The 22,046-nt window shown below is 55.8% G+C and carries 18 protein-coding genes; 4 read left to right on the top strand and 14 right to left on the bottom strand.

Annotated elements, in window-relative coordinates; translation table 11 throughout:
- Nucleotides 1–239: 239 nt before the first annotated feature.
- From QZN75_RS02620 to QZN75_RS02570, 11 genes are all read right to left on the bottom strand, one after another.
- Nucleotides 240–2,837 carry an oligosaccharyl transferase, archaeosortase A system-associated gene (locus QZN75_RS02620; RefSeq protein ID WP_292424367.1) on the bottom strand — a complete coding sequence of 866 codons (2,598 nt, stop codon included), beginning with the start codon at nucleotides 2,835–2,837 and terminating at the stop codon, nucleotides 240–242.
- A 437-nt stretch (nucleotides 2,838–3,274) separates the two neighbouring features.
- Nucleotides 3,275–4,387 (bottom strand): glycosyltransferase, encoded by a 1,113-nt coding sequence (locus QZN75_RS02615; RefSeq protein ID WP_292424364.1) that lies wholly within the window; start codon nucleotides 4,385–4,387, stop codon nucleotides 3,275–3,277.
- Between the two features lie 250 nt (nucleotides 4,388–4,637).
- Nucleotides 4,638–6,380 carry a glutamine--fructose-6-phosphate transaminase (isomerizing) gene (glmS, locus tag QZN75_RS02610; protein ID WP_292424360.1) on the bottom strand — a complete coding sequence of 581 codons (1,743 nt, stop codon included), beginning with the start codon at nucleotides 6,378–6,380 and terminating at the stop codon, nucleotides 4,638–4,640.
- A 1-nt stretch (nucleotide 6,381) separates the two neighbouring features.
- Nucleotides 6,382–7,536, bottom strand: a complete 1,155-nt coding sequence (gene glmU, locus QZN75_RS02605; protein ID WP_292424357.1) for a bifunctional sugar-1-phosphate nucleotidylyltransferase/acetyltransferase — start codon at nucleotides 7,534–7,536, stop codon at nucleotides 6,382–6,384.
- Between the two features lie 11 nt (nucleotides 7,537–7,547).
- A complete protein-coding gene (gene glmU / locus QZN75_RS02600) occupies nucleotides 7,548–8,747 on the bottom strand; it encodes a bifunctional sugar-1-phosphate nucleotidylyltransferase/acetyltransferase (protein ID WP_292424354.1) in 1,200 nt (399 codons plus the stop codon).
- 23 nt (nucleotides 8,748–8,770) lie between these two features.
- Nucleotides 8,771–10,021 (bottom strand): phosphopentomutase/phosphoglucosamine mutase, encoded by a 1,251-nt coding sequence (locus QZN75_RS02595; protein ID WP_292424351.1) that lies wholly within the window; start codon nucleotides 10,019–10,021, stop codon nucleotides 8,771–8,773.
- Between the two features lie 44 nt (nucleotides 10,022–10,065).
- Complete coding sequence (locus QZN75_RS02590) at nucleotides 10,066–10,704, bottom strand: hypothetical protein (RefSeq protein WP_292424347.1); 639 nt, start codon at nucleotides 10,702–10,704, stop codon at nucleotides 10,066–10,068.
- The gene (locus QZN75_RS02585) at nucleotides 10,704–11,378 is read right to left on the bottom strand and encodes a cyclase family protein (protein ID WP_366652789.1); all 675 of its coding nucleotides are present in this window, start codon (nucleotides 11,376–11,378) and stop codon (nucleotides 10,704–10,706) included. The genes QZN75_RS02590 and QZN75_RS02585 overlap by 1 nt, the downstream gene beginning before the upstream one ends.
- Nucleotides 11,326–11,979, bottom strand: coding sequence for a protein-L-isoaspartate(D-aspartate) O-methyltransferase (locus QZN75_RS02580; RefSeq protein ID WP_292424344.1), 654 nt, complete (start codon nucleotides 11,977–11,979; stop codon nucleotides 11,326–11,328). Before QZN75_RS02580 ends, QZN75_RS02585 begins: the two co-directional genes overlap by 53 nt.
- 15 nt (nucleotides 11,980–11,994) lie before the next feature.
- Nucleotides 11,995–13,110: a SufD family Fe-S cluster assembly protein gene (locus QZN75_RS02575; protein ID WP_292424341.1), complete on the bottom strand. Its 1,116-nt coding sequence runs from the start codon at nucleotides 13,108–13,110 to the stop codon at nucleotides 11,995–11,997.
- Nucleotides 13,095–13,826 (bottom strand): ABC transporter ATP-binding protein, encoded by a 732-nt coding sequence (locus QZN75_RS02570; protein WP_292424338.1) that lies wholly within the window; start codon nucleotides 13,824–13,826, stop codon nucleotides 13,095–13,097. The genes QZN75_RS02575 and QZN75_RS02570 overlap by 16 nt, the downstream gene beginning before the upstream one ends.
- A 74-nt stretch (nucleotides 13,827–13,900) precedes the next feature.
- On the opposite strand from QZN75_RS02570, the gene QZN75_RS02565 reads away from it, so the two are divergent.
- Nucleotides 13,901–14,917: a site-specific DNA-methyltransferase gene (locus QZN75_RS02565; protein WP_292424336.1), complete on the top strand. Its 1,017-nt coding sequence runs from the start codon at nucleotides 13,901–13,903 to the stop codon at nucleotides 14,915–14,917.
- Nucleotides 14,918–14,949: 32 nt separating this feature from the next.
- Here QZN75_RS02565 and QZN75_RS02560 read toward each other — a convergent pair whose 3' ends face one another.
- Entirely contained in the window at nucleotides 14,950–16,056 is a 1,107-nt protein-coding gene (locus tag QZN75_RS02560) for a hypothetical protein (protein ID WP_292424334.1), read from the bottom strand.
- A gap of 12 nt (nucleotides 16,057–16,068) precedes the next feature.
- The gene (locus QZN75_RS02555) at nucleotides 16,069–16,845 is read right to left on the bottom strand and encodes a TIGR01458 family HAD-type hydrolase (protein ID WP_292424331.1); all 777 of its coding nucleotides are present in this window, start codon (nucleotides 16,843–16,845) and stop codon (nucleotides 16,069–16,071) included.
- Nucleotides 16,846–17,057: 212 nt separating this feature from the next.
- Here QZN75_RS02555 and QZN75_RS02550 point away from each other — a divergent pair, with 212 nt between their 5' ends.
- A complete protein-coding gene (locus QZN75_RS02550; protein ID WP_292424329.1) occupies nucleotides 17,058–18,143 on the top strand; it encodes a ribonuclease H-like domain-containing protein in 1,086 nt (361 codons plus the stop codon).
- Nucleotides 18,130–20,439 carry a DEAD/DEAH box helicase gene (locus QZN75_RS02545; protein ID WP_292424327.1) on the top strand — a complete coding sequence of 770 codons (2,310 nt, stop codon included), beginning with the start codon at nucleotides 18,130–18,132 and terminating at the stop codon, nucleotides 20,437–20,439. Before QZN75_RS02550 ends, QZN75_RS02545 begins: the two co-directional genes overlap by 14 nt.
- A gap of 12 nt (nucleotides 20,440–20,451) precedes the next feature.
- Here the strand turns inward: QZN75_RS02545 and QZN75_RS02540 are convergent, their stop codons facing one another.
- A complete protein-coding gene (locus QZN75_RS02540; protein WP_292424325.1) occupies nucleotides 20,452–20,685 on the bottom strand; it encodes a helix-turn-helix transcriptional regulator in 234 nt (77 codons plus the stop codon).
- Between the two features lie 154 nt (nucleotides 20,686–20,839).
- Between QZN75_RS02540 and QZN75_RS02535 the strand changes: the two genes are divergently transcribed.
- The gene (locus tag QZN75_RS02535) at nucleotides 20,840–21,805 is read left to right on the top strand and encodes a phosphoribulokinase (protein ID WP_292424323.1); all 966 of its coding nucleotides are present in this window, start codon (nucleotides 20,840–20,842) and stop codon (nucleotides 21,803–21,805) included.
- The last annotated feature ends 241 nt before the right edge of the window (nucleotides 21,806–22,046 follow it).

Raw genomic sequence — 22,046 nt, 5'->3', positions numbered from 1 at the left:
GAGTTCATTCCTAGTATAGAAAGATTATGTCCGTGATGGCACGATGTGGGCAGTTGTGCCTGTCCTCCCGAACCACCCCTGCTTTTGCGATGATGTTGTATTACCTTCCCCGGGGTTATCGCTCTATGGGGGATGCCTCTAGCGTGCGGGGCCATAAAAATGCCGCAGCCCCAAGGAGCGTTAAGAGAAATATTTTGAGGATTTCAACAGAGCCCACGGAACCGCACTAAAAAAAAGGATTAATTGATGGTCAGGCCCTGCATGACGGCAGATTCGGGCACGTCAAACGTCGTCCCGGCTCCCTCAATCTGGTATTTCCCGGTGGCCTTCACATCGTAGGGATTGCCGGTCGTGGAATAGGGTACGACAAATTCCCCGTTGGTGCTCTGCTGGCGGTAGATGAAGTTCCTGCCGGTGTTTGTGACCAGCGGGACTTCGATGATACCGGATCCCTTTATATGGGCACCTTTGACGTATTCAAAGATCTTCACGTACTTCACATCGGTCTTGTTCGAGGTGAGTACGCTGGTCGAGGATTCGTGGACAAGACGGTAATGCTGCAGGGCAGGAACATCCGTAATTGGCAGCACGATGGAGGAACTGAGTACGTCCGCATGGTAGCCGGCCGGGGCATTCTGGTTGTACTGTGCTGCCCGGGCTGCGGCGGCAGATACGTTCATCGCCACGGCATTGGTGAGAACCGGATATGAGACATGCGTGACACTCTGGTCTGAATACTCAACATAGTATGCCGCAGTAGCTGTTGCCATGGACCCGTCGAAGTTATGGAGCCGTGAGATCATCGTGTCATAGTACGCATTTTCGTTCAAGAGCGCGGATTGATAACTGCTGGAATCCGTCTGGCCGGGGACGAGAATGGTCATCTGGTACGGTGCAGCCGCTGCCGTGGTATTGAACCAGGTTGCCATTGCCCAGAATTTTCCGGTGTCCATCTCGATATCGGTGATCACATACCTTGTGCCGTCATGATCGAGAATCGTGTTGGCAGTCGACTCATTTGTTGCCATGAAGTAGGCCGCAGAGCCATCGGGACCAGAAACTCCTGCCTGGAACGGGTTGGCGTTCGGGATTCGTTGTGCGATGTAGGTGATCATATGGCCATAGTCCCACCAGGACATGACCCCATAGGATGAATTGGGGTAGGTAAAACTATTTTTATCATAGATCGTGTAATAGTTGACCCCTGTCGCTGGTGTATTGTTTTCCATCCACACCAGGGAATCCCTCCAGTCCGGGTTCATGGAGATGGCATTGCCGGATGCATTGACATAACTGTATGATACGGACGTATACACAAACAGGATGCCAAGACCGGCAGTAATAACAAGCAGTGCGAGAACGAGATAACTGGTGGTGGCTGAAGCAGTACTTTTCTTCTGCGCTTTTCTCTGTTTCCTGCCTTTTGATGCCCTGTCGTCCGCACCCTCCTTTGAGCCCTCTGCTTTTGACTCAGGTTTGATATTACGAGCAAGACGGGAAATGTCGCGCCATCCCAGCCCGATGACAAAACTTATACATATCGCTGAGAGCAGCGCGATATTGATTGCCAGATAATACTCGTACCGGACGTGCTGCCAGGTTGAGTAAAGTATGACTGCTGACCAGACCAGCGCAAAGATTTCGTGGGGGCGGTCTTCACGGAAAGCGTTATACAGGATAACCAGTATCCCCCCGAGCATGAGAATGAGCCCATAGTTGAAGGCTGACCATGCGCTTGCCATGGACCAGCCGCGGGCTTCCTGAACAGTATCGGTCACCGGCGCCTGCCCGAAAAACTGGAAGGCTGCGCTGATAAGCTGGTTGAAGAACTGTGGGCTTACCACAAACAGAACCCCGGCAAAAATTACCGCGAGTCCGACCAGCGACAACGGGTAGTAATATTTTTCTTTTCCCTTGAGGTACCGGGCGAGCAGGTACAGAACTGCGGTTCCTGCTATTAGAGCGATGTAAGCGTAAACATGGCCGATGGAATACGTGGAGAGATCAATGGTCGGGCTTTTGAACCCGAAGATGAGGAGCCCGATGATCGCGATGGCAAAAATAATAGTATTTGCCACAAGCAGGTATTCTCCCGAAGCGTTGCGGTACACGCTGATGATAAACTGGATGACGGTAAAAATTACAACAATAAGGGCAAACACGATTATCGTCGGCATCAGAAACAGGCCGAGGAGGTATGCAATGCCGGCAAGACCCGACAAAAGTGCGGTCTTTTTCCAGGTTGAGAAGTTTTTCAGATCGATTTTAGCCTCTCTTTCTGAAAACAGGATATATATATAGATCAGGCAGAAGAGTGTTGAAAAAAGTACTTCTCCGATATGATGATCGAAATAGCCGTACAGCGACCGGTAAAAAAACTGACCTGATACCACCGCGGTAAAACCGGATGCCAGAAGGCCGGTCTTCCAGTCCCCGCAGATTTTGCCGACATAATACATCAGAACGACTGTTACGGCTGCCATGATCGGCGGTACAAGAAGACAGATACCGATGATCTCGGGGCGGGTTACTGCACCTGCGATCAGGCAGGCAAACCCGGAGATATAGATAAAGAGCGGGCCCCAGTAGACCGTACTTCCAACAGGATACAGGGTCATCGGGTCAAACCAGGTGTACGTGAAATGATTGGCAAGAAGCTGCTCGACCTGGCGCAGGTTGTAGAGCGGGTCGTCGCTGCCCACCATCAGGAGGATGTCGGTATGACCCCCCGAAAGAAGCATGGGAAGCAGTCGAATCCACAGGGAAACAATGACAAAGAATGCAACTATGCCGGCAATGAATAGGTTCCGGCGATTCATAAAATCCAGATGTACCATATAACCAATCTTTCCTTGATTATTAGGTCGTTTTCGGGAGCATTAATAAATTTGGATGTGCAAAAAAACTACCGCAGATTCCCGAGAGTATTCGCGAACTGACGGGATTCTCTTTCCAACGTAATTTTCAAGGGTGATATGGAATGTTGCAGGGTTATCCATCAGGGTTTTGACCTGTGCGATAAACTCGTCCCGTGTCCTGTAGACAAAGAGGTTCGGGCCCCCGATGCGGGAGACATCGGGTACCGGGCAGTACATAATCATCCTTCATCCTATCAGACGGAAATTGTGAATGTTCCACCACAATTGCACGTCCGTTTTTGTCGCAATGGGTCGATTCCCTTGCGGACAAGACCGACCCCGGATAAATGAGGGTCGATCCCATTTCGTCCATAGATGAAGGATCGAGATACTATTTCAAGAAAGAGAACCGCAGATTAATTCCCTTTTTTTGAAGTACTATCCCATATCCGTGTATCTTTCCCCATATTCAACAGGCCAACTACAAGATAAAACTGGTTCACTATAAACGCATTAAAAAGATTTTGCCTCCAGACCCCTCCTATTATCAAAGTAAGACTAATCAATCCGAGCAGGATAACCGGACTTGCATAATAGAGCCCCATAGTTATCAGGAAAAGGGATATAAAAAAGAGAATCGGGGTGAAAAGATACATGAAAAGGCGCAACGGATAGAAAAACCGAGTGAATGGCCGGTTCATGCCCAGGAGGTCCAGGTTTGCCTGAGTGGCTTCGATCAATCGTTTGGCCCGTCGGATTTTCTGACGGTACTGTATCCCGAAACTATGAGGTATATCCTCAAAAACCACCGCCCGCCTTTCATAAACCGCCCGATACCCTTTCCGGATTGCTTCGAATGCTGTGTTGGCATCATCAGATCCCCGTTTATCATCAATTCTCCGGATCAGATTCGTGCGAAATGCCACGAGAGCACCATTGAAATTATAGGTTGAATCTACAGCACTTTCCCAGTCACACATGCGGCCATAATAAGATCGGTAAGCACATTCAAGTTTTGTGGTATTATCCTCGTTTAAGAATGGGCGGAGTTCACCGGTAACTGCGGCAATGTTTGGATCACTTACAAGTCTTCCTATGAGATAATTGAGCGCATCCGGCTCAAAAAAAACATCAGCATCTGTTGTAATAATAATCGGGTATTGCGCAAGTTTTATCGCATGGTTATATGAGCGGTTGGTTCCTAATCGCTGGGTATTTGCAATGATCCTGAACTCTAGTCCTGATTCTTCCAAACAGGTTTTTGCGCGGGAAAGAGTGTTATCGCTCGAACAGTCATCAATAAATAGAATTTCATAGGAATCCCGAGGGTAGTGGCACTGCATCAGATTCACAACCCGATCCCCGATTACCCGTTCTTCGTTGTAAGCTGACATTATCATACTGATATGGGGGTATTCTTTGGGAAAACCAGCGTCGGTGGGTTTTTTACCAAACGAGATACCGGATAAATAAATGATATAGGGGATAAGTGCGACGATAAGAAGTATGAATCCGACTATTAAGAACATTCTCATAGAGTTTTTTTCGGTATGAATTTATACGTTAGCCTGGGTTAAGCCCTGTTTCGATCTGCAGGTATCCTTCATTATTCTTGCCTCGAACAGCCCGACCTGAGCGAATTTTTTTCTAAAAATCTAATATTTTGTGGTATGGAAATCCAATTTTTTAGAGAAGAGTACGTGACCGGAAGATCTAAAGTGCAGCGTCCCGGTTCAAATACCTGCAGGCCTTCTCCCGTTTTGTTGATCCCGTATTCGATCATTCTACCGTCACGCTCTTTGCAAGATTTCTTGGTTTGTCAATGTCCCTCTCCAGCGCCACTGCGGTCCGGTATGCAAGAATCTGGAGTACCACGAGGCTCGTGAGCACCTCGACGAAGGGGTGTGTCTTTGGCAGGGGGATGAACCGGTCGACGATATCTGGCAGTTCCTGATCTCCTTCGCTCCCAAGCGCGATGACCGGCGCCCCCCGGGCCTTTATCTCCTTGATATTGGAGACCATCACCCCGTACGTCTCTCCGGGCATGCAGATGGCAATGACCGGTGTTTCCGGTGAAAGGAGAGCAAAGGGTCCGTGTTTTAACTCCCCTGCCGCATACCCTTCTGCATGGATGTAGGAGATCTCCTTCATCTTGAGGGCACCTTCCAGCGCGACGGGATAAAATGGCCCCCGCCCTATGTAAAAGATACTCTGTGCACCTTTGCAGTTCTCAACAGCAGCCGAGAGATCCATCAGGAGGATCTCTTCGATTGCCTGGTGCGCATGCAGGAGAATATCCTCGTACATGCCCTCCGAGCGTGCATCAATGATCTGCATGAGAACTGCCAGCTGGGCGACAAACGATTTGGTGGCGGCGACGCTGATCTCAGGGCCTGCACGCATAAAGAGCGTAGCGTCAGCAACCCTGCTTGCAGAACTGCCGAGCACATTAGTTATGGCAAGGGTCCGGCAGTTATGTATCCGTGCCTTCCTGAGTGCAGTCAGCGTATCCGCGGTCTCTCCCGACTGGGTAATCCCGATCACGAGACCGTCCGCGGGCGGTAGGAAATACCTGAATTCCGAGGCAAAATCCACGCGTGCAGGTACCCCGCAGGACTGTTCGAGCAGGTACTTGAAGATAAGGCCAGCATGGTACGATGAACCACAGGCAACAATGGTTACAAAAGGAGACTGACAGACAAATTCCGGGAGGGAACTTTTGTCGATTGCCCGCAGGGTGTTGAAGAATGCCTGAGGTTGTTCATAGATCTCCTTGAGCATGTAGTGGGCAAACCCGCCTTTCTTGACTTCTTCGGGTGACCAGTCGATCAGTTCCACCGGGCGGCTCACCGGTCTGGCACCCTGATAAATGTCCACACTGTTCCTGGTCATGCAGGCAATATCCCCGTCTTCGAGGAAGATGGCACGCTCCGTGTACTCCAATACGGGTGTCATATCCGATGCGGCGAAATATTCTTTATCGCCAATCCCCAGCACCAGCGGACTGCCGTTCCGTGCCGCGATCAGGCAGTCTGCCCCGGATGCAATAACCAGGAGGGCGTACGAACCTACAAGATATGGGAGTGCGCCCCGGACTGCAGACAGCAGATCCGGTGTTTTTGCGTACTGTTCCTCGATAAGATGAACCACGACTTCCGTATCGGTCTCTGACCGGAAGATGTGTCCCTTTGCAGCCAGCTCTTTTTTTAGTTCTGCATAATTTTCAATGATCCCGTTGTGGACTATAGCGATCTGGTTGTTGCAGTCCGTGTGCGGATGTGCATTTACGTCATTTGGAATACCATGCGTTGCCCACCGGGTGTGACCGATGCCGGTGGTGCCGTGCAGCTGGATCCCACCGGCGTATTCGGAGATCCGGCCTTTGTGCTTTTCGATCTCGATGTGGCTTCCCAGTGTCGCAATCCCGAACGAGTCATACCCCCGGTATTCGAGTTTTTTTAACCCTTCGAGGATCAGGGGTTCCGCCTGCCGCCTGCCAATGTAACCGATAATCCCGCACACGTCATATCACCAGGGAACTGTCCGGGATGATCCGGGAGCACACATCCCGGTTTCCTTCCAGGGTGACATTGTTCCCGATGATGCAGTTCCGGAACCGGGCAAACGAACCGCTTTTTACATTGTCTCCCAGAATAGCGCCGAACTCAGCGCGGGTCGGAACCCCCTCAATCTCCAGAATACCACCTGCCGTACCTGTTGAGGTATGATCGGCAAGCGTGCAGCGTTCTCCAATAACGGAGTCCACAATGCGGGAGTGCGAGGATATTGTTGAGTCATCCATAACGATCGCGTTCCCGATCAGGCTCAGCGGTTCTATACTTACCCGGGACCCGATACTTGTGTTGGGCTGGATACAGCAGTTCGGCCCGATCATGCAGTCGCTCCCGATGATGACCGGGCCTGAGATCACCGTATTCGGACCAATGGTCGTGCCTGTCCCGATGTGGACCGGCCCGTGGATCGTGGCATGGCGGCTGGAGGTACCTTCCCGAGCCGCAGGGAGATGTTTGAGAAGACGCTGGTTCATCATGAGCAGATCCCACGGGTAGATCGCGTTCTGCCAGTCGTCAGCGGTGACGGCGTTGATGCTGATACCGGCTTTTATCATGCACGAAATGGCATCTGTGATCTTATCCCCCCGGACGTACCGGAAAAAGTCTTTGTTTAACGAGTATATCCCGGTACTTACGAGGAAACTGGGCGCATGGTCTGGTTTTTCCACGATACTGTCCACCAGTCCATCCCGAATGGTCACTACGCCGAAATTGGAGGGGCTGGGGTGTTCTTTTATGAGAATGGCATTTTTGACATCCTTGATCTTTGCCACCGATTGTGCGTCGATATAATTGTCTCCGGGCAGGAGCAGGAAATCCCCGGAGATACGGGATTCTGCCTGCTGGAGTGCATGGGCTGTCCCGAGTTGCTTTTCCTGGACGACGACCTCAATGGGCAGGTCGAGCTGGTTTAAGAACCGTGTCACCTGCTCCTTACGGTACCCGACAACAACGATAATGTTGCGGATGCCGTTTTTTACGAGCGCATCGATCGTATACGCGATGATGGGGCGGTTTGCCACCGGGATCATTGCTTTTGGCCGGCTCCACGTGAGCGGGCGGACCCGTTTTCCCTCTCCTGCTGCCAGAATGACTGCCTGCATGATTTCTCTCCCTACTGGATAGTTGAGTTCTCTCCAAAATTCCCTTTAATGTACGAACCGGGCGCGAAAGCCGCATTACTGCCGATCACCGAACCGACGTTGACCGAACAGTTGATCCCAAACTTCACGTCGTCCCCGATAACAGCACCAAATTTGGTGTGCCGGGTATCCTTTCCGCTGACCCTGACCGGGGCATGGTCGTGCCGGAGGTTTGCAATCTTTGTCCCGGCACCGAAGTTGCACCCGCTCCCGATGACCGAATCCCCTACATAGTTGAAGTGGGGGATCTTTGTCCCTGCCATCACGATGGAATTTTTGAGTTCCGTGCAGTGTCCTATATGGCAATCGTCGCCGATGCTGGTTGCTCCCCGGATGTACGCGTGGGGACCGATCCGGCAGTTGTTCCCGATGATGCAGGGACCCTCGATGCAGGTTCCCGATTTTACCACCGTATCCTTGCCGATAACTACCGGACCGGAAAGGTGCACCCCCTCCTCCACGGTTCCGTGATTTTCCGATACAAGCGATGTCATGAGGGCCGCGTTAGCATCGAGTAAATCCCAGGGATAGCCAAGGTCCATCCATGTCGAGAGAGGAACGGCCCGAAGCCGGTGTTCGCCAATAAGGATATTGAGGGCATCAGTCAGTTCGAGTTCACCGCGTGACGAGAGTCCGACCCGTGCCAGCAGGTCAAAAATCTCCTGGGTAAACAGGTACGCACCGGCGTTTATGATGTTGGATTTGAGCTGTTTTGACTTCTCCTCAAGGGCCATGACCAGACCGTTCTCCACGAGGACAACGCCGAAATCCCCCGGATGATCAGTCGTACTCGTGCTCATGCAGGGTGCCGGGGTCCGGATCATACGGGCAATATCGGCACCCGTGAGGATCATGTCCCCGTTCATGGCAAGGAACGGCCCGGTAACGAGATCCTGTGCGGAACGGAGCGCATCGGCAGTGCCTATCTGCTGGCGCTGCGGGGCATACGAGATATGGATCCCGAAGCGCGACCCGTTCCCGAAGTGACCCCGGACTTCACGCTCCCCGTACCCGACCACAAAGACAAATTCCGTTATGCCGGCATCCCGGGCCGCCAGCACGAGATGCTCCATCATCGGGCGGTTTGCAACCGGGAGCATCACTTTCGGGCGCCGGGCGGTGAGGGGACGCATGCGTTTTCCCTCACCGGCCGCCAGCACAACGCATTCCATAGATACAGCTCATCCTGCAATATTTAAGCAGTTTTCCCCTGCCGTATGAGGGTTTTTGCCTGTTCCAGCATCTCCTTTGCTCCCGGGAGCGTGGTGCCTTCAGCGGTAATCCGGATCTTGGGTTCGGTCCCGCTCGCCCGTATGAGATACCACCCGTTTTCCCGTGCAACGCGGATGCCGTCGGTCGGGTTTGCTGCGCCAAGACCGGTGACTACCTCGCGTGCCCTCTCGTTCTGGATCGATTCGCGGAGGATCGGGTAGGCCGGCATGGCATCCAGCCTGCGAGCGACATCACAGCCCGACGCGATCTCGCAGAACAGGGCTGCGGCAAAGGGACCGTCGGGGCAGTACGAGTGGTGCGGGAATATCCAGGCACCGCTCGGCTCTCCCCCGAAATCTCCCCACGAAAGCAGTTCTTCGGACACAAATGCGTCTCCCACGGGAGTGCGGTGAACCTCTGCAATCTCCTCGATGATCATAGAGGCGTCACTGGTTGTGACCACCTTTTTTGCGCTAAGATGTTCGGCAAAGAGCATGAGCAGGTGATCGCCGTCAATATACCGGCCCTTATTGTCAAACGCCATCATGCGGTCGGCATCGCCATCGTGGACGACAGCACAGCCTGCTCCCGTCTTTTTTACCATCTCTCCCACGTATCCCATATATTCTTTGAGAGGCTCCGAGGGACGGGCAAAATGCCCGGCTGGATTGCAGTTGAGGCAGACCGGTTTTACCCCGGCATCTGTTAAAAGGCCGGGCGTCAGCACGGAACCGGCGCCGTTCCCGCAGTCAACGACGACCGAAAGGCCGGGATCGATGGAGACTGCGTCCAGGATCGCTTTTTTATGGGGCGTGAGCGCGTCAAAGGAACATTCTTTCCCCTGGTGGCGCCAGTCTGCCCAGTGCGGTTCTTTCAAGGATTCCTCTATCTCTTTCTGCTGGGCCTGCGTGAACGAGGAGCCATCCGGGTTGAACAGTTTGATCCCGTTGTACTCCTCGGGGTTGTGGGAGGCGGTGATCATGCACCCGGCCGTCACGGTGCGGGCGCTGTATGCGACGGAGGGTGTGGGGGCGATCCCGGTGAAGCGTGCGTGTCCTCCAGCCCCGAGTATTCCTGCAAGTATGGTCCGGGCAAGCACCGGGCTTGTGGTCCGTGTGTCGGTTCCTACAATGCAATCAGGGAACCGTTCCCCCATGACAGCACCGACCGCAAGCGCGGTCTCCACCAGCGACCGGTCAAACCGCTGACGGATGCCCGATGATCCAAAAAGCATGAATCATGGTGGGCGTTTTGTATAAAAAGAGTTATAGCCTTTTTTTACTGTGACGGAGCCGGGATGAAATCCGGCGTCTGCTTCCCGTACGGGCACCAGTGTTCCTGCTGCTGGATGCGGGAGACCCCGGCGGTGGATGGCCCGAGGAAGATAATCTGTTTTCTCTTGCCCCATGCTGCCACCAAGTCCCCGGTCTCCGGTGCAATAATTCCTTCGTTGTTGACAAGGATGATATCCGCTTTATCAATATTCGTGGTCACTTCCAAACCCTGTGCCCGTTCCAGTACCGGTATCTTTCCGATACAAAATACACGGTGCCGTTCGAGTTTTTCCGTCAGTTCACGCAGGCAGGGAGCGTGTGAGGCCTTCGGACAGGCATGCAGCACCCGGGAGAGGCAGAAAAACCCGGTGGCGACATTGATGATGGCGCACGCGGCACTGCGGACTCTCGGAGTTTCAAGTGACGCCCCGAACATAAAGGAGATCTTTGTCATTGCCCGGATCGGATCGTCCGTGACAAATTCCGCGCTGCGCCCCCCGAACGAGGCGACCATGCAGGCGCCCCGCTCGTACTCGCAGGTTTTTGCAGTGGGATCGACATCGAGATGGACCCCCGTCTCCTCGCAGCCGCTGTGGTGGATGATCTCTTCGAGCCTGGTTACCGAATCCGTGATGATATCCATTATGCTATCTCCTCCTTTTGCATGAGCACGACCCGGGCGGGTGCACCGTCAAGTCCGGCCAGTCGCAGCGGCAACGCCGCCATCTCGTACTCCCCTTCGTTTACCCCGGAAAGGTCAAGGAGTTCGATGATAATACACCCGTTGCCGAGCAATTCCCGGTGTACCGATCCGTCGCAGACAAACGCCTCGATCGAGAACGAGTCGATCCCGATAGAGAGAATGCCGTTTGTGCTGAGCAGCTCTGCCGCATCAAGGGACAGGTGCGGGTAATTCTCCCGGAACCGGTCTTCCCCAGAAAACATCGTTTTTAAGAGGATACGCTTCGAGCTACCGAGCCTGCCGATGAGGTCTGCTGCCGTGATCGTACTGCCGGCACGGCTCACATCCAGCACCCGGCACGGGCCGATCAGGTGATCGAGCGGGATGGTGTCGACGGTATCCCCGGTTTTTAAGTAATGGACCGGAGCATCAATGTGGGTCCCGGAATGGCTGTTCATATGCAGGTCGCTGATCAGGTACATCCCCGCATCCCTCTGGGAAAACTGCGGGGGTGTATCGCCGGGGTACGAGACGGTTTTATCCGAAAGCGTGCGTGTGATGTCGATAATTTTCATGGCATAATCAATCCTCCCAACCGTGTCTGCCGATGAGCGGTACAAACCGGACGCCGCCATGGTGCTCCTCTGTGAACCGGTTCCCGTGCCGTTCGAGCGCGACCAGTTCCTGGAGGATGCGATCTCCTACCGGGGCGACCAGCCTGCCCCCTTCTGCGAGCTGCTCCTTGAGAGGGCCGGGTATTTCCGGTGTTGCGGCAGTGATAATAATGCCGTTGTACGGTGCGCCCGGAGGATACCCGAGTGTCCCGTCCCCGAGAACGATCTCCACGTTGTCTGCACGGACTGCCGCAAGGTTGGCCCGTGCAAGCGCCGCCACCTCTTCGATACGTTCGATCGTTATCACCTTTCGTACAAGCTCCGAGAGTATCGCCGCCTGGTACCCGCTCCCCGCCCCGATTTCGAGCACGGTGTCCGTGGACGCCGGGCGGATCAGGACGGTCATGAGTGCCACGATATACGGCTGGGAGATGGTCTGCCCGTTGCCGATGGGCAGGGGGGCATCCGCGTACGCATCCCGGTCATAGGGTTGGGGGACAAAAAGGTGTCGGGGCACATCCCGCATCGCGGCAAGGACGAAGGGGTCACGGAGGCCCCGGGCCTCGATCTGCTGATCCACCATCCTGCGGCGCTCGTCCGATCTCTGGTACGGCGGAGTCATGGGTTATTCTTAAATCTAGAACCCTGCTTTTTCTGCAACATCGATAGTGGCATCGATCTGTTTCTGGAGTGCGTCGGGTAGACCGGCGATCTTGATGTCAAGGAACCCCCGGATGATCGTCGCGGTCGCTTCGTCCTCGGAGAGCCCACGGGCCATCAGGTACTCGATCTCTTCCTGCGCAAGCTTGCCCACGGCTGCTTCATGGGAGAGCTCGGTACCGACCACCCTTCCGTCAATTTCGGGGATCGCGTAGATGATTCCGTCTTTGAGGATCAGCCCTTTACATTCGAGATGTCCCCGCGTCCCAGCGGTTTTCCCGATGATCTGGCCCCGCGAGATGATGGTCCCGCCTTTTGTGATCGCACGGGTGATAAGTTCCGCACTTGAGCCTTTCCCCTCAAGGATCGCCCTCGACCCGGTATCGATGTATGACGTAGGGGACGCGATAGTGATCGTGGAGAACCGTGCGACCGAGTTCTCGCCTTTCAGGGTTGCCGTGGGGTACATCTGGACCTTCTTGACTGGCTGCATACAGACATAGTTTGACAGGAACACCCCGTTCTCCTCCACGATAGACGCACTGCGTGGGAAGACCTCGATATTCTCTGTCCACGTGTGGATCATAGTGAAACTGATCTTCGCGTTTTTCTTGATGTAAAACTCTGAAACACCGTAATGTGCCGCGCCTTGGCCAACATGTCCGCCACTTGTGCATCCCGAAATAATATGGAGCTCAGCGCCCTCCTCGGCGATGATAATATTGTGGACATGCTGGATCGTCTCCCGCCCGAGATAGAGGCAGGCCTGGATCGGGAGGATATTGTTCGAGCCTTTGTGGGCGATAATTACATAACCTTTGGGATCGTTTTGGGCCGCCACGTACTTCGTAATCTCGTCTTTATCCTTGTCGACGGCCTTCCAGTTGTATTCCTTGAGCCAGTTATATTTTTCCATCGCTTTCTTGTATGAGAGGACCTCGATGCCTTCCTGATGGCACTCGGCATGGACGACATCCTGGTTCATCTGGAGGTAACTGCCGCAGCGGTTCTCCATGGAGAGGTTGATCCCCGACTGGACGAGTCGTTCCTGGTCCTCCTTTGATATGCCCGGCGCACTCAGCTCTGGCGACATTCCAGACACTCCTTATAGCCGCGTTGCTTGATGTCCTTTAAGATCTCGCGGGGATTCCCGTGGCACTTGATCATACCGTCGCACATCACGTGCCCTTTGTCCGCGTCGATATAATCAAGGATGAACCCCGTGTGGGTGATCACAAGGCCACTTTTTGATCTCTTTCCGATCCGTTTCTCCTTTTCGAGCAGTGATCCGATGACGGTTCCGATGAGCGAGATGTTCTCGAGATCGACCCCGCTCTCCGGTTCATCGAGCATCACGAAGTCCGGGTTCTGGATCATCAGCTGGAGCACTTCGCTCCTTTTGATCTCCCCGCCCGAGAATCCCTTGTTGATATCCCGTTCAAGGAATCCGCCCATATGCACCGATTTGGCCAGTTCCGGGATATCCACGGTCTTATCGTGCGAAATAGCGGTAAGGAGCTTGCCCAGTTTGAGCCCCGATATGGTGGGCGGGCGCTGGAAGAGCATCCCCATCCCGCGCTTGGACCGTTCATCGGCATGCATCGCGGTCACGTCCACTCCGTTGTAGGTGATCTTCCCTCTGGTGATCGTATAGTTTGAAAATCCCATCAGCGTCATTAAGAGCGTGGTCTTTCCGGAGCCGTTGGGGCCCATGAGCACGTGGGTCTCCCCGGCATCGATGTGGAGGTTGATGTCGTGCAGCACCTCCTTATCACCGATATTCACATGAAGGTCTTCGATGTCCAGCATACGATTAACCGCATCAGTGTATGTCGATGTCTGCATTAAACGCTTTTCACCGTACCATGAATAAGGGGGGAGGTGTGGGATTACCCCCTTGTCATCCGGGTCTGGAAGGAACGGATGAACTGACGCGGCAGGAGACCCGGATAAACGACGTACGTGTTCTTTATCTTAGCCGGCACACCGGTATCCTGAGGCAGCGTGGTCTGGTGCGGCAGGAAAAAGTCAGGGATAAGGCGGGAAAGGCCCGTATCCGGAAGGGCTCAAAGGATGCAAAAGCGTCATTGGATTCCCGGGAAACCCCGGAGATCGAACCGTACGTCAACCAAATCATCTGCGGTGACGCGGTAAAGGTCCTTGCCGGACTTTCCTCAGAAAGTGTCGACCTTGTCATCACCTCGCCACCGTACAACTTCGGCCACGCATACGCACAGGACCCGCACGACGACACCCACGAGTGGAACGAATATTTCGCCACTCTCAACGCCGTCTGGAGGGAGTGTTTCCGGGTGCTCAGACCCGGGGGCAGGATAGCCGTCAATGTCCAGCCGCTCTTCTCCGACTACGTCCCGACCCACCATATCATCTCCCGGCAGCTGGCCGGCCTTGGCCTGCTCTGGAAGGCGGAGTTCCTGTGGGAGAAGAACAACTACAATGCGAAGTACACCTCGTGGGGGAGCTGGAAATCGCCGTCCATGCCCTACATCAAGTACACGTGGGAGTTTGTCGAGGTCTTTGACAAGGAAACCCACAAGAAGACTGGCCGTCGCGAGGACATCGACATCACCTCAGACGAGTTCAAGGAATGGGTGATCGGTCGCTGGAAGATCCCTCCCGAGCATCACATGAAAGAGTTCGATCACCCCGCGATGTTTCCCGAGGAACTGCCCCGCCGGCTCATGAAACTTTTCTCGTACAAAAACGATATCGTGCTCGACCCGTTCAACGGTGCGGGAACGACCACGCTTGTCGCCGCAAAACTCGGGCGCCGGTTTATCGGGATTGATATCTCCCGGCAGTACTGCGATACGGCGACCCGGCGGTTGCAGGCAGTGGGGGATTATCGCCCGCGCTCTCTTCCTGAACGGGACGAGTGAAGTCTGATTTTTAAGATGCCGGCAAATCCCATTCACGCTGGCGCATTTGCTTTCACCCAGTCATACGTGCCTTTCCGGTCGTACGCGTGCGAGATGATATAATTGTGGACATTTGCATAAGTGTCGTAGTGGGCGACATGCTGCCGGTATGTGGCAAGTTCGGCGTTATAGGTCGCGACGAGTGTGTTGTGGGACGAGACCTGCGCGTTGTAGGCTCCGATGTTTCCTGAACTCCGCAGGGCCTGCATCTGCGATTCAAGCAGGGCGATCTGATCTTCCTTTGTGGTCAGATCGGCAGCGAGCGGTTTGATCTGCGTTTCCATCCCCAGCGCCTCCTGCTCTGACAGGATGGAAATATCGTGGATGTACGAGGTCTCCGCGCCGCTGCTGTATATGGTGGTGCCGCTCCCGACCGGGATGATCAGCGGTTCTGATGTGAGAACCTTTCCTCCTTCAAATTCATCGGGCGGTACACCCACGTAGGAGAGATTGGTCGTCTCAAGGAAGGCATACCCGGTGTCCCTGTACAGCGAATCGACAGAACCGATGCCAAGCGCCATGTGCGCCTCCGGGGAAAATAAGAGAAGCGCGACCTTGTATCCCTCGCGGGAGAGGAGCCCGGCAAGGAGCAGGCTCTTGTCATCGCAATCACCGGCCCCGTCAACCACGGTCTCGACCGGGTATTTCGCCGGGTTGTCGGGCGTGGTCTCGTAGGTGAGTGACTGAGTGTATGCCGCCATCAGTTCAAGGTATTCGTCGCTCGTAAGCCCCTGGTCGTCCCGGATCTTCCGAAACTGGGCGGTAAGGTCTGCGTACATCGGATCCTGTGCGGAATCGTTGACCATCTCGAGGTAACTCGCTGCAACCCATATGCTCTCCGAGACATTCCCATAGATCGAGACCGACTTATCGGTCGATTTTGCACCGTTGTATACCGCGGCATCGACCGGCACCGAGATAGTGATCCGGCTCTTCTCAAAGGAGAACGTATGGGTGGCCATGATCGGGGCAGACTGCTCCGCTCCAGGGACAATATGCGGAACAACCATCGATTGTCTGGTGTACAGGTAACCGGTTGCGAGGGCTACGGCCAGCAGCACGATAATAATGACGGCAAGGGGTTTTACGGCGCGGTACATGGTCCTTTCCTGTTACAGGATAGTGCCGATATCTCCAACAGAGTTTATAACTGCGGCGGGTTTTATCAAGGCTGCTTCCAGCGCTTCCTCCCGGAATTTACCGGTCCGGACGAGGATGCCCCGCATCCCGGCGGCCTGTGCCCCTCCGATGTCAGCCAGGATGTCGTCCCCGATCATCACAACCCCGTCAGCGGCAAGCCCCATATCCCGGAGGGCGAGATCGAAGAATGCCTTTGAGGGTTTTCCCACGACCGTTGCGGTCTTGCCGGTTGCAGACTCCAGTGCCGCAACAAACGGCCCTGCCGAGAGCGAGATGCCATCGGGGGCCATCCAGTACCGGTCTTTTTCGAGTGCGATGAGGTCAGCCCCTTCCATCAGGCAGCGGAAGGCGTGGTTCATACTGGCGTAGGTCATCTTGTCACCTGCGTCCCCCACAATTACGTAGTCCACGTTTGTCGAACCGTCATCGGTGCAGGTTCCGGCAAAGTCCCGGTCCACATCCCCGGTCGTAAGGAGGTATGCCCGGTGTTTCCCGGTCTCCTGCATGTACCGGACTGCCGCAAGCGTCGGGGTGAAGATCGCGCGTTTGGGAATGCCGAACCCCAGTTTTTTGAGCCTCGCTGCGATGGTCGCCCGGCACTTCCGCGTCGAGTTGGATACGCACCGGAACGGGTAGCCTCGCTCTGTGAGGAATTCCATTGCTTTCCGGGCTCCGGGAAGGGGGATGTCGCCGGTGTAGAGCACGCCGTCAAGGTCAATAAGAAATCCTTTTACGTCCCTCATGTCCATCCGGTTTCCTCCGTTTAGATCTTCCAGCCGGTGCAGAACGCGTTCATCATCGCGCTGCAGCGCTGCCGGTTCTCCGCCGGTTCGTGTTCCCCGTGCCGGGGGATCGTGATCATTAAAAAATGGTGCGCGTGGCAGCATGATGAGGGTTCGCATTACTTTCACCCTCCACGGCCGGCCTTTAACCGTCCGGTCCCCGGATTTCCTTATTACAGATGGCCGCCATGCAGGCAGAAAGCAGGATCGGGGCGCTCTGGCAGCAGCGGATGGACGCCCTGCGGGAGTACGACGTTGTCCGCGACGGGAACGTCTTTGGAGCGGGTCTTGCCGGCAGCTGCGTCTTCTCATCGGAATACGACAGGGCCCGTGCCCTGCTTGGCGAGCTTGTCTCCCGGTACGACGGTGTTGAATTTGATACCCTTTTCCCCGGAAAGGAAATCCTGAATGGAGGCGGTTCCTGCGTCGCGCTTGAGAGCCGCCACACCCTGCCCGCAACCACCATCGATACGGCACGTCTTGCACAGGAAATGTTTTGTGATCTCACGCTCGTGCACGGGGTGGGCGATCTGTCGGAGCGGCGCCTTAAAGCCCGGGGCTACCGGACGATTGCGGATCTTGCAGAGCACCCGAAGTTCCGGTCTGCGGCCCGGCAGGTGCTCGAACGGCTGACCCGTGCGGATCCAAACGATGTCATGGACCTTGTCGGCAGCCGGCATGCAAAGTCCCATCCGTTTGCCCTCGGGACGGCCGGTTCGTTTGAGCCGGAAGATTACGTATTTCTCGATATCGAGACGCTCGGGCTCTTTTCCCGGCCGATCATCCTCTTTGGCGTCGGCACCATAGAAGTGGGACATCTTGTCGTCCGCCAGTACCTGTTGCGCGATATCTGCGAGGAGGCGGCTGCCCTCACCGCAACCGTGGAGCAGTTCTCAGGCCGCAGCCCGGCACTCGTGACCTTCAACGGGAAGGCATTCGATCTCCCCTATGTGCAGGACCGGCTGGCCTACTACGGTCTTGGCACGATCTCCCGGATCCCGCATTTCGATGTGCTGCACTTCTCGAGGCGCCGGTGGAAAGGGCAGGTTCCCTCATGCCGGCTCTCCGCGCTTGAATCAGAGGTCCTTGGGGTCGCCCGGACCGATGATGTCCCCGGCCAGATGGTGCCGGAGTTCTACGAGACCTACCTGAAAACAAAGAACTGCGGCCCCCTTGTCCCGATCGTCGACCACAACCGGCAGGACGTGGTCTCGCTTGCGCTTCTCTTCTTCTACCTGCTGGGGGAGACCTGTGGCTGTCGCTGACGTGGTCCGGCTTCTGGAGACAAACCCGGTATACCGCAGCCGGGTCACCTGCCACCAGGTCTCGGACCCGGAGCCGGCCCGGTACGGCACGCTGGACAAGCCGCTTCCCGGGGCTCTTGACGCATATCTCACTCACAGCGGCATCCGGCTGTACTCCCACCAGTGCGAGGCGATCAATGCTCTCCGTTCCGGAAAAAACGTGATCATCACCACGCCCACGGCAAGCGGCAAGACCCTCGCGTTCAACATCCCCGTGTTTGCCGGCCTCGCTGCGGTCCCCGACGCCCGGGCGCTCTACCTGTATCCCACAAAAGCCCTTTCAAACGACCAGTTCGCCACCCTCAAGGCGATGGAAAAGTTCACCGGCATCCCGGCAAAACCGGCGATCTACGATGGCGACACGCCGCAGTCGAAACGGGCAGCCATTCGGGAGAACGCCCGGATCGTCATCTCCAACCCCCACGAGCTCCACCAGGTCCTCTCGTGGCACGCGAAGTGGAGCCCGTTTTTTTCACACCTGAAATTTATCGTGATTGACGAGGCCCACCGGTACCGGGGGGTCTTCGGCTCCCAGATCGCGCTGTTGATCCGGCGTCTCCTGCGGGTCGCACACTCCTATGGCTCCGACCCGCAGTTCGTCCTCTCGACTGCGACCCTTGCAAACCCGGAGGAATTTGCCGGGCGGCTTGTGGGTCGTCCCTTTATTCTGGTCGACACCGATGGCTCCCCGCACGGGACCCGGCACTTTGTCCTCTACAATCCCTTCTACGACGGGATCGGTGAACGCTCCGCCCACCAGGAGACAAAAGATCTCCTGCTCTCCTGCGTGAAAGGGGACCTCCAGACGCTGTGCTTTACCGGCTCGCGGAAGATGGCAGAGCTTGTCACCATCTGGACCCGGGAGGATGCCCGGCGCAGTTCCTCACGGCTTGCAGAGAGCATCTCCGCGTACCGGGCCGGCTACCTGCCCGAGGAGCGGCGCACGATCGAGCGGCAGCTCAAAAACGGGGAGATCCGGGGCGTGGTCTCGACAAACGCGCTCGAACTTGGGATCGATATCGGCTCGCTCGATGCGGTGATCATCGATGGTTATCCGGGCACGATGATGTCGACCCGGCAGCAGGCCGGGCGTGCCGGGCGGAAAGGCGGGGAGTCACTCGCGGTGCTCGTGGCGCAGGCAAACCCCCTTGACCAGTACTTCATGCACCACCCGGATGCGTTCTTCTCCCGCTCGCACGAGCACGCGATCATCGATACCGAAAACCCCTACATCGTCTCGGGGCACCTGCTCTGCGCCGCGGCGGAGCTGCCAATACGCGAAGAGGCCGATGCCGGGTTTTTCGGCGAATCGTTTGCGCCCCTGCTTGCGGAGCTGGCCGCAAGCAACCTGATTACAAAGACGCCGCGTGGGTGGGTGTACGCCGGACGGGGCCGGGCTGCCGATGCGGTGAGGCTCGATGGCATGGCGGCCGAGAGTTTCCGGATCATGTGCCACGGCCGGTTGCTTGAGACGATGGATCGGGCGCAGGCCTACCGCGAGGCGCACAAGGGGGCGATCATGCTCCACCAGGGTGAGACGTACGTGGTAAACGAGATGGACCTTGAAACTCACACGGTCCGTGTGACCGAGACGGACGTTGATTATTACACGCAGCCGTTAAAAGAGGTGGACCTCCGCGTCATCGAAACGCTGGAGATCCGGGACGTAAACCGCGTGAAATGCGCGTTTGGGGATGTCGAAGTGACCGAGCAGTTTACCGGTTACAAGATCAAGAAGGGCGATACGATCCTCGGTGTCGAACCGCTCTCGCTCCCGCCGCTTACCTTCCGGACAAAAGCCTTCTGGCTCATCCTGCCGGACCCTGTCGCAGCAGCTGTCTCCGCTGCCGGTCTCGATCTTGCCGGCGGGCTGCACGGCGCTGAGCATGCGCTTATCGCGCTCATGCCCCTCCATGTCATGTGCGACCGGTGGGATATCGGAGGACTCTCCACGCCGGCATTTGGTGAAAATGGCGAACCGACAATTTTCGTGTACGACGGGTACGAAGGGGGTATCGGCCTTGCGGAGAAGGCGTTCGGACTTCTTCCCGCACTCTTTTTGAGCGCGTACGAACTGGTGCGCGACTGCCCATGCAAAAAAGGCTGCCCGTCCTGCATCTATTCCCCGAAGTGCGGCAACGACAACGTCCCGCTCGACAAGGAAGCGACCATAAAAATTCTCTGCGAACTGTCCCGGGTGCCGGAAAAATGCGATAGTATCGGGAGCATGGCCGGGCCGGAACCTGCCGCCCCGTAACACCGTACCGGCTTAGTCCACGAGCACGACCCGTCTCTCCGGTTCCGGCTCATCGTCCCCGAAGATGAACAGGTCGCCGATCGTTGCGTGCAGGGCCTTTGCAATGTCGTGGGCGAGCCGGAGCGAAGGGTTATACTTTCCCTGTTCGAGAAAGACGATCGTCTCGCGCCGCACGCCCACTTTTTTTGCGAGGTCGTCCTGCGTCAGGGAATAGCGGGCCCGGTATTCTTTGATCTCTGTCTGCATACAGGTTCACGCTCCACGTATGTTATCTATTTCTAACATTAACCCTGTATTAATGTTACTTATTTCTAACATAAAAGAAGTGGCCCAATACCAGAACCGGGGTATATCCTGCACGCGATCTTAAAGACAGATGGCGTCGCAGGTACCGTTACGCATGCCGCGTATTCCCCATTTCAAGGAGATCATCGCCCGGTCGCCGCTCGTCTTTGTGATCGGCGTCGCCGGTGACAGCGGGTCCGGGAAGACGACATTCACGAACGCCATCCGTCAGATCTTCGGTCCTGACCTTGTCGCCACCATCACGCTCGACGATTACCACCGGTACGACCGGGAGGAGCGAAAGCGCCTCGATATTACCCCGCTCCACCCGGATGCGAACAACCTCGCGCAGCTTGAAACGGACGTGGAGCGGCTCAAAGGTGGTTACGCGATCCAAAAACCGGTTTACAACCACGCGACCGGTACGTTCGATCCTCCGGTGCCGTTTGCATCGAAGAAGATTATAATTCTCGAAGGGCTCCACACCCTCTATACGCCAAAGCTCCGGGAACTCCTTGACTTCTCCGTCTTTGTCGACCCGGATCCTGAAGTCAAGTACGCGTGGAAGCGGCAGCGGGATACCGGGCGGCGCGGATATTCATCAGCCGAAGTCACCGGGGAGATCGCCCGGCGCGAGAAGGACTACGAGACGTTTATCGCCCCGCAGCGGTGCCTCGCGGATGCGGTCATCCGCATCGGGTATTCCCGGTACGGGAAAGAGAAGGGAGAATCTGAAAATGTTTACCGGATCTCCCTCCTCCAACACCGGATGAACCAGGTGGTAGCAGACGTCGATCTCAATATCGACCTGTACTCGCTCCTCTCATTCCACGACCACGACTTTATGATCGAGTTCTCGACAGAGAACGTGGCCTGTGCCCGGATGCGGGCGCTCACCTTTGACGGCGAGATGAACTACGAAACCGTACGGAAACTGGAAAAAAGCATCGAGCAGCAGACCAGTGTCCACCCGATTGCGATCTTCGAAAACCGCACCACGGTCACCGCGACCGATCTTGTCCAGCTCATCCTCTCGTGGCGGATCATCCACCGGCGGATTTTTTTGCAGGATCGCAGTTAATAATCCCCGTCTCTGTTTTGTCCCTTGCGATTTACCCTAAAAGATTCGGTTTTCCCCTTATACCCGGATCTTCTAACAATGGTTTATCAAAAAAAATCGTTCAGAAAATATGAGAATGAGGTTATTCCTATCATATAACGATGAGTTCCGCCGCCCCCGAAGGGGCGCCCCCGCGGCGGGTCAGTGACTAAAACAGACATGAAAAACTACCTTGCCCTGCCGTGCCCCGAAGGGGCCCGGA

Source organism: Methanoregula sp. (assembly GCF_003170075.1).
GTDB lineage: Archaea > Halobacteriota > Methanomicrobia > Methanomicrobiales > Methanospirillaceae > Methanoregula.
This window is presented reverse-complemented; position numbering and strand designations above follow the sequence as displayed.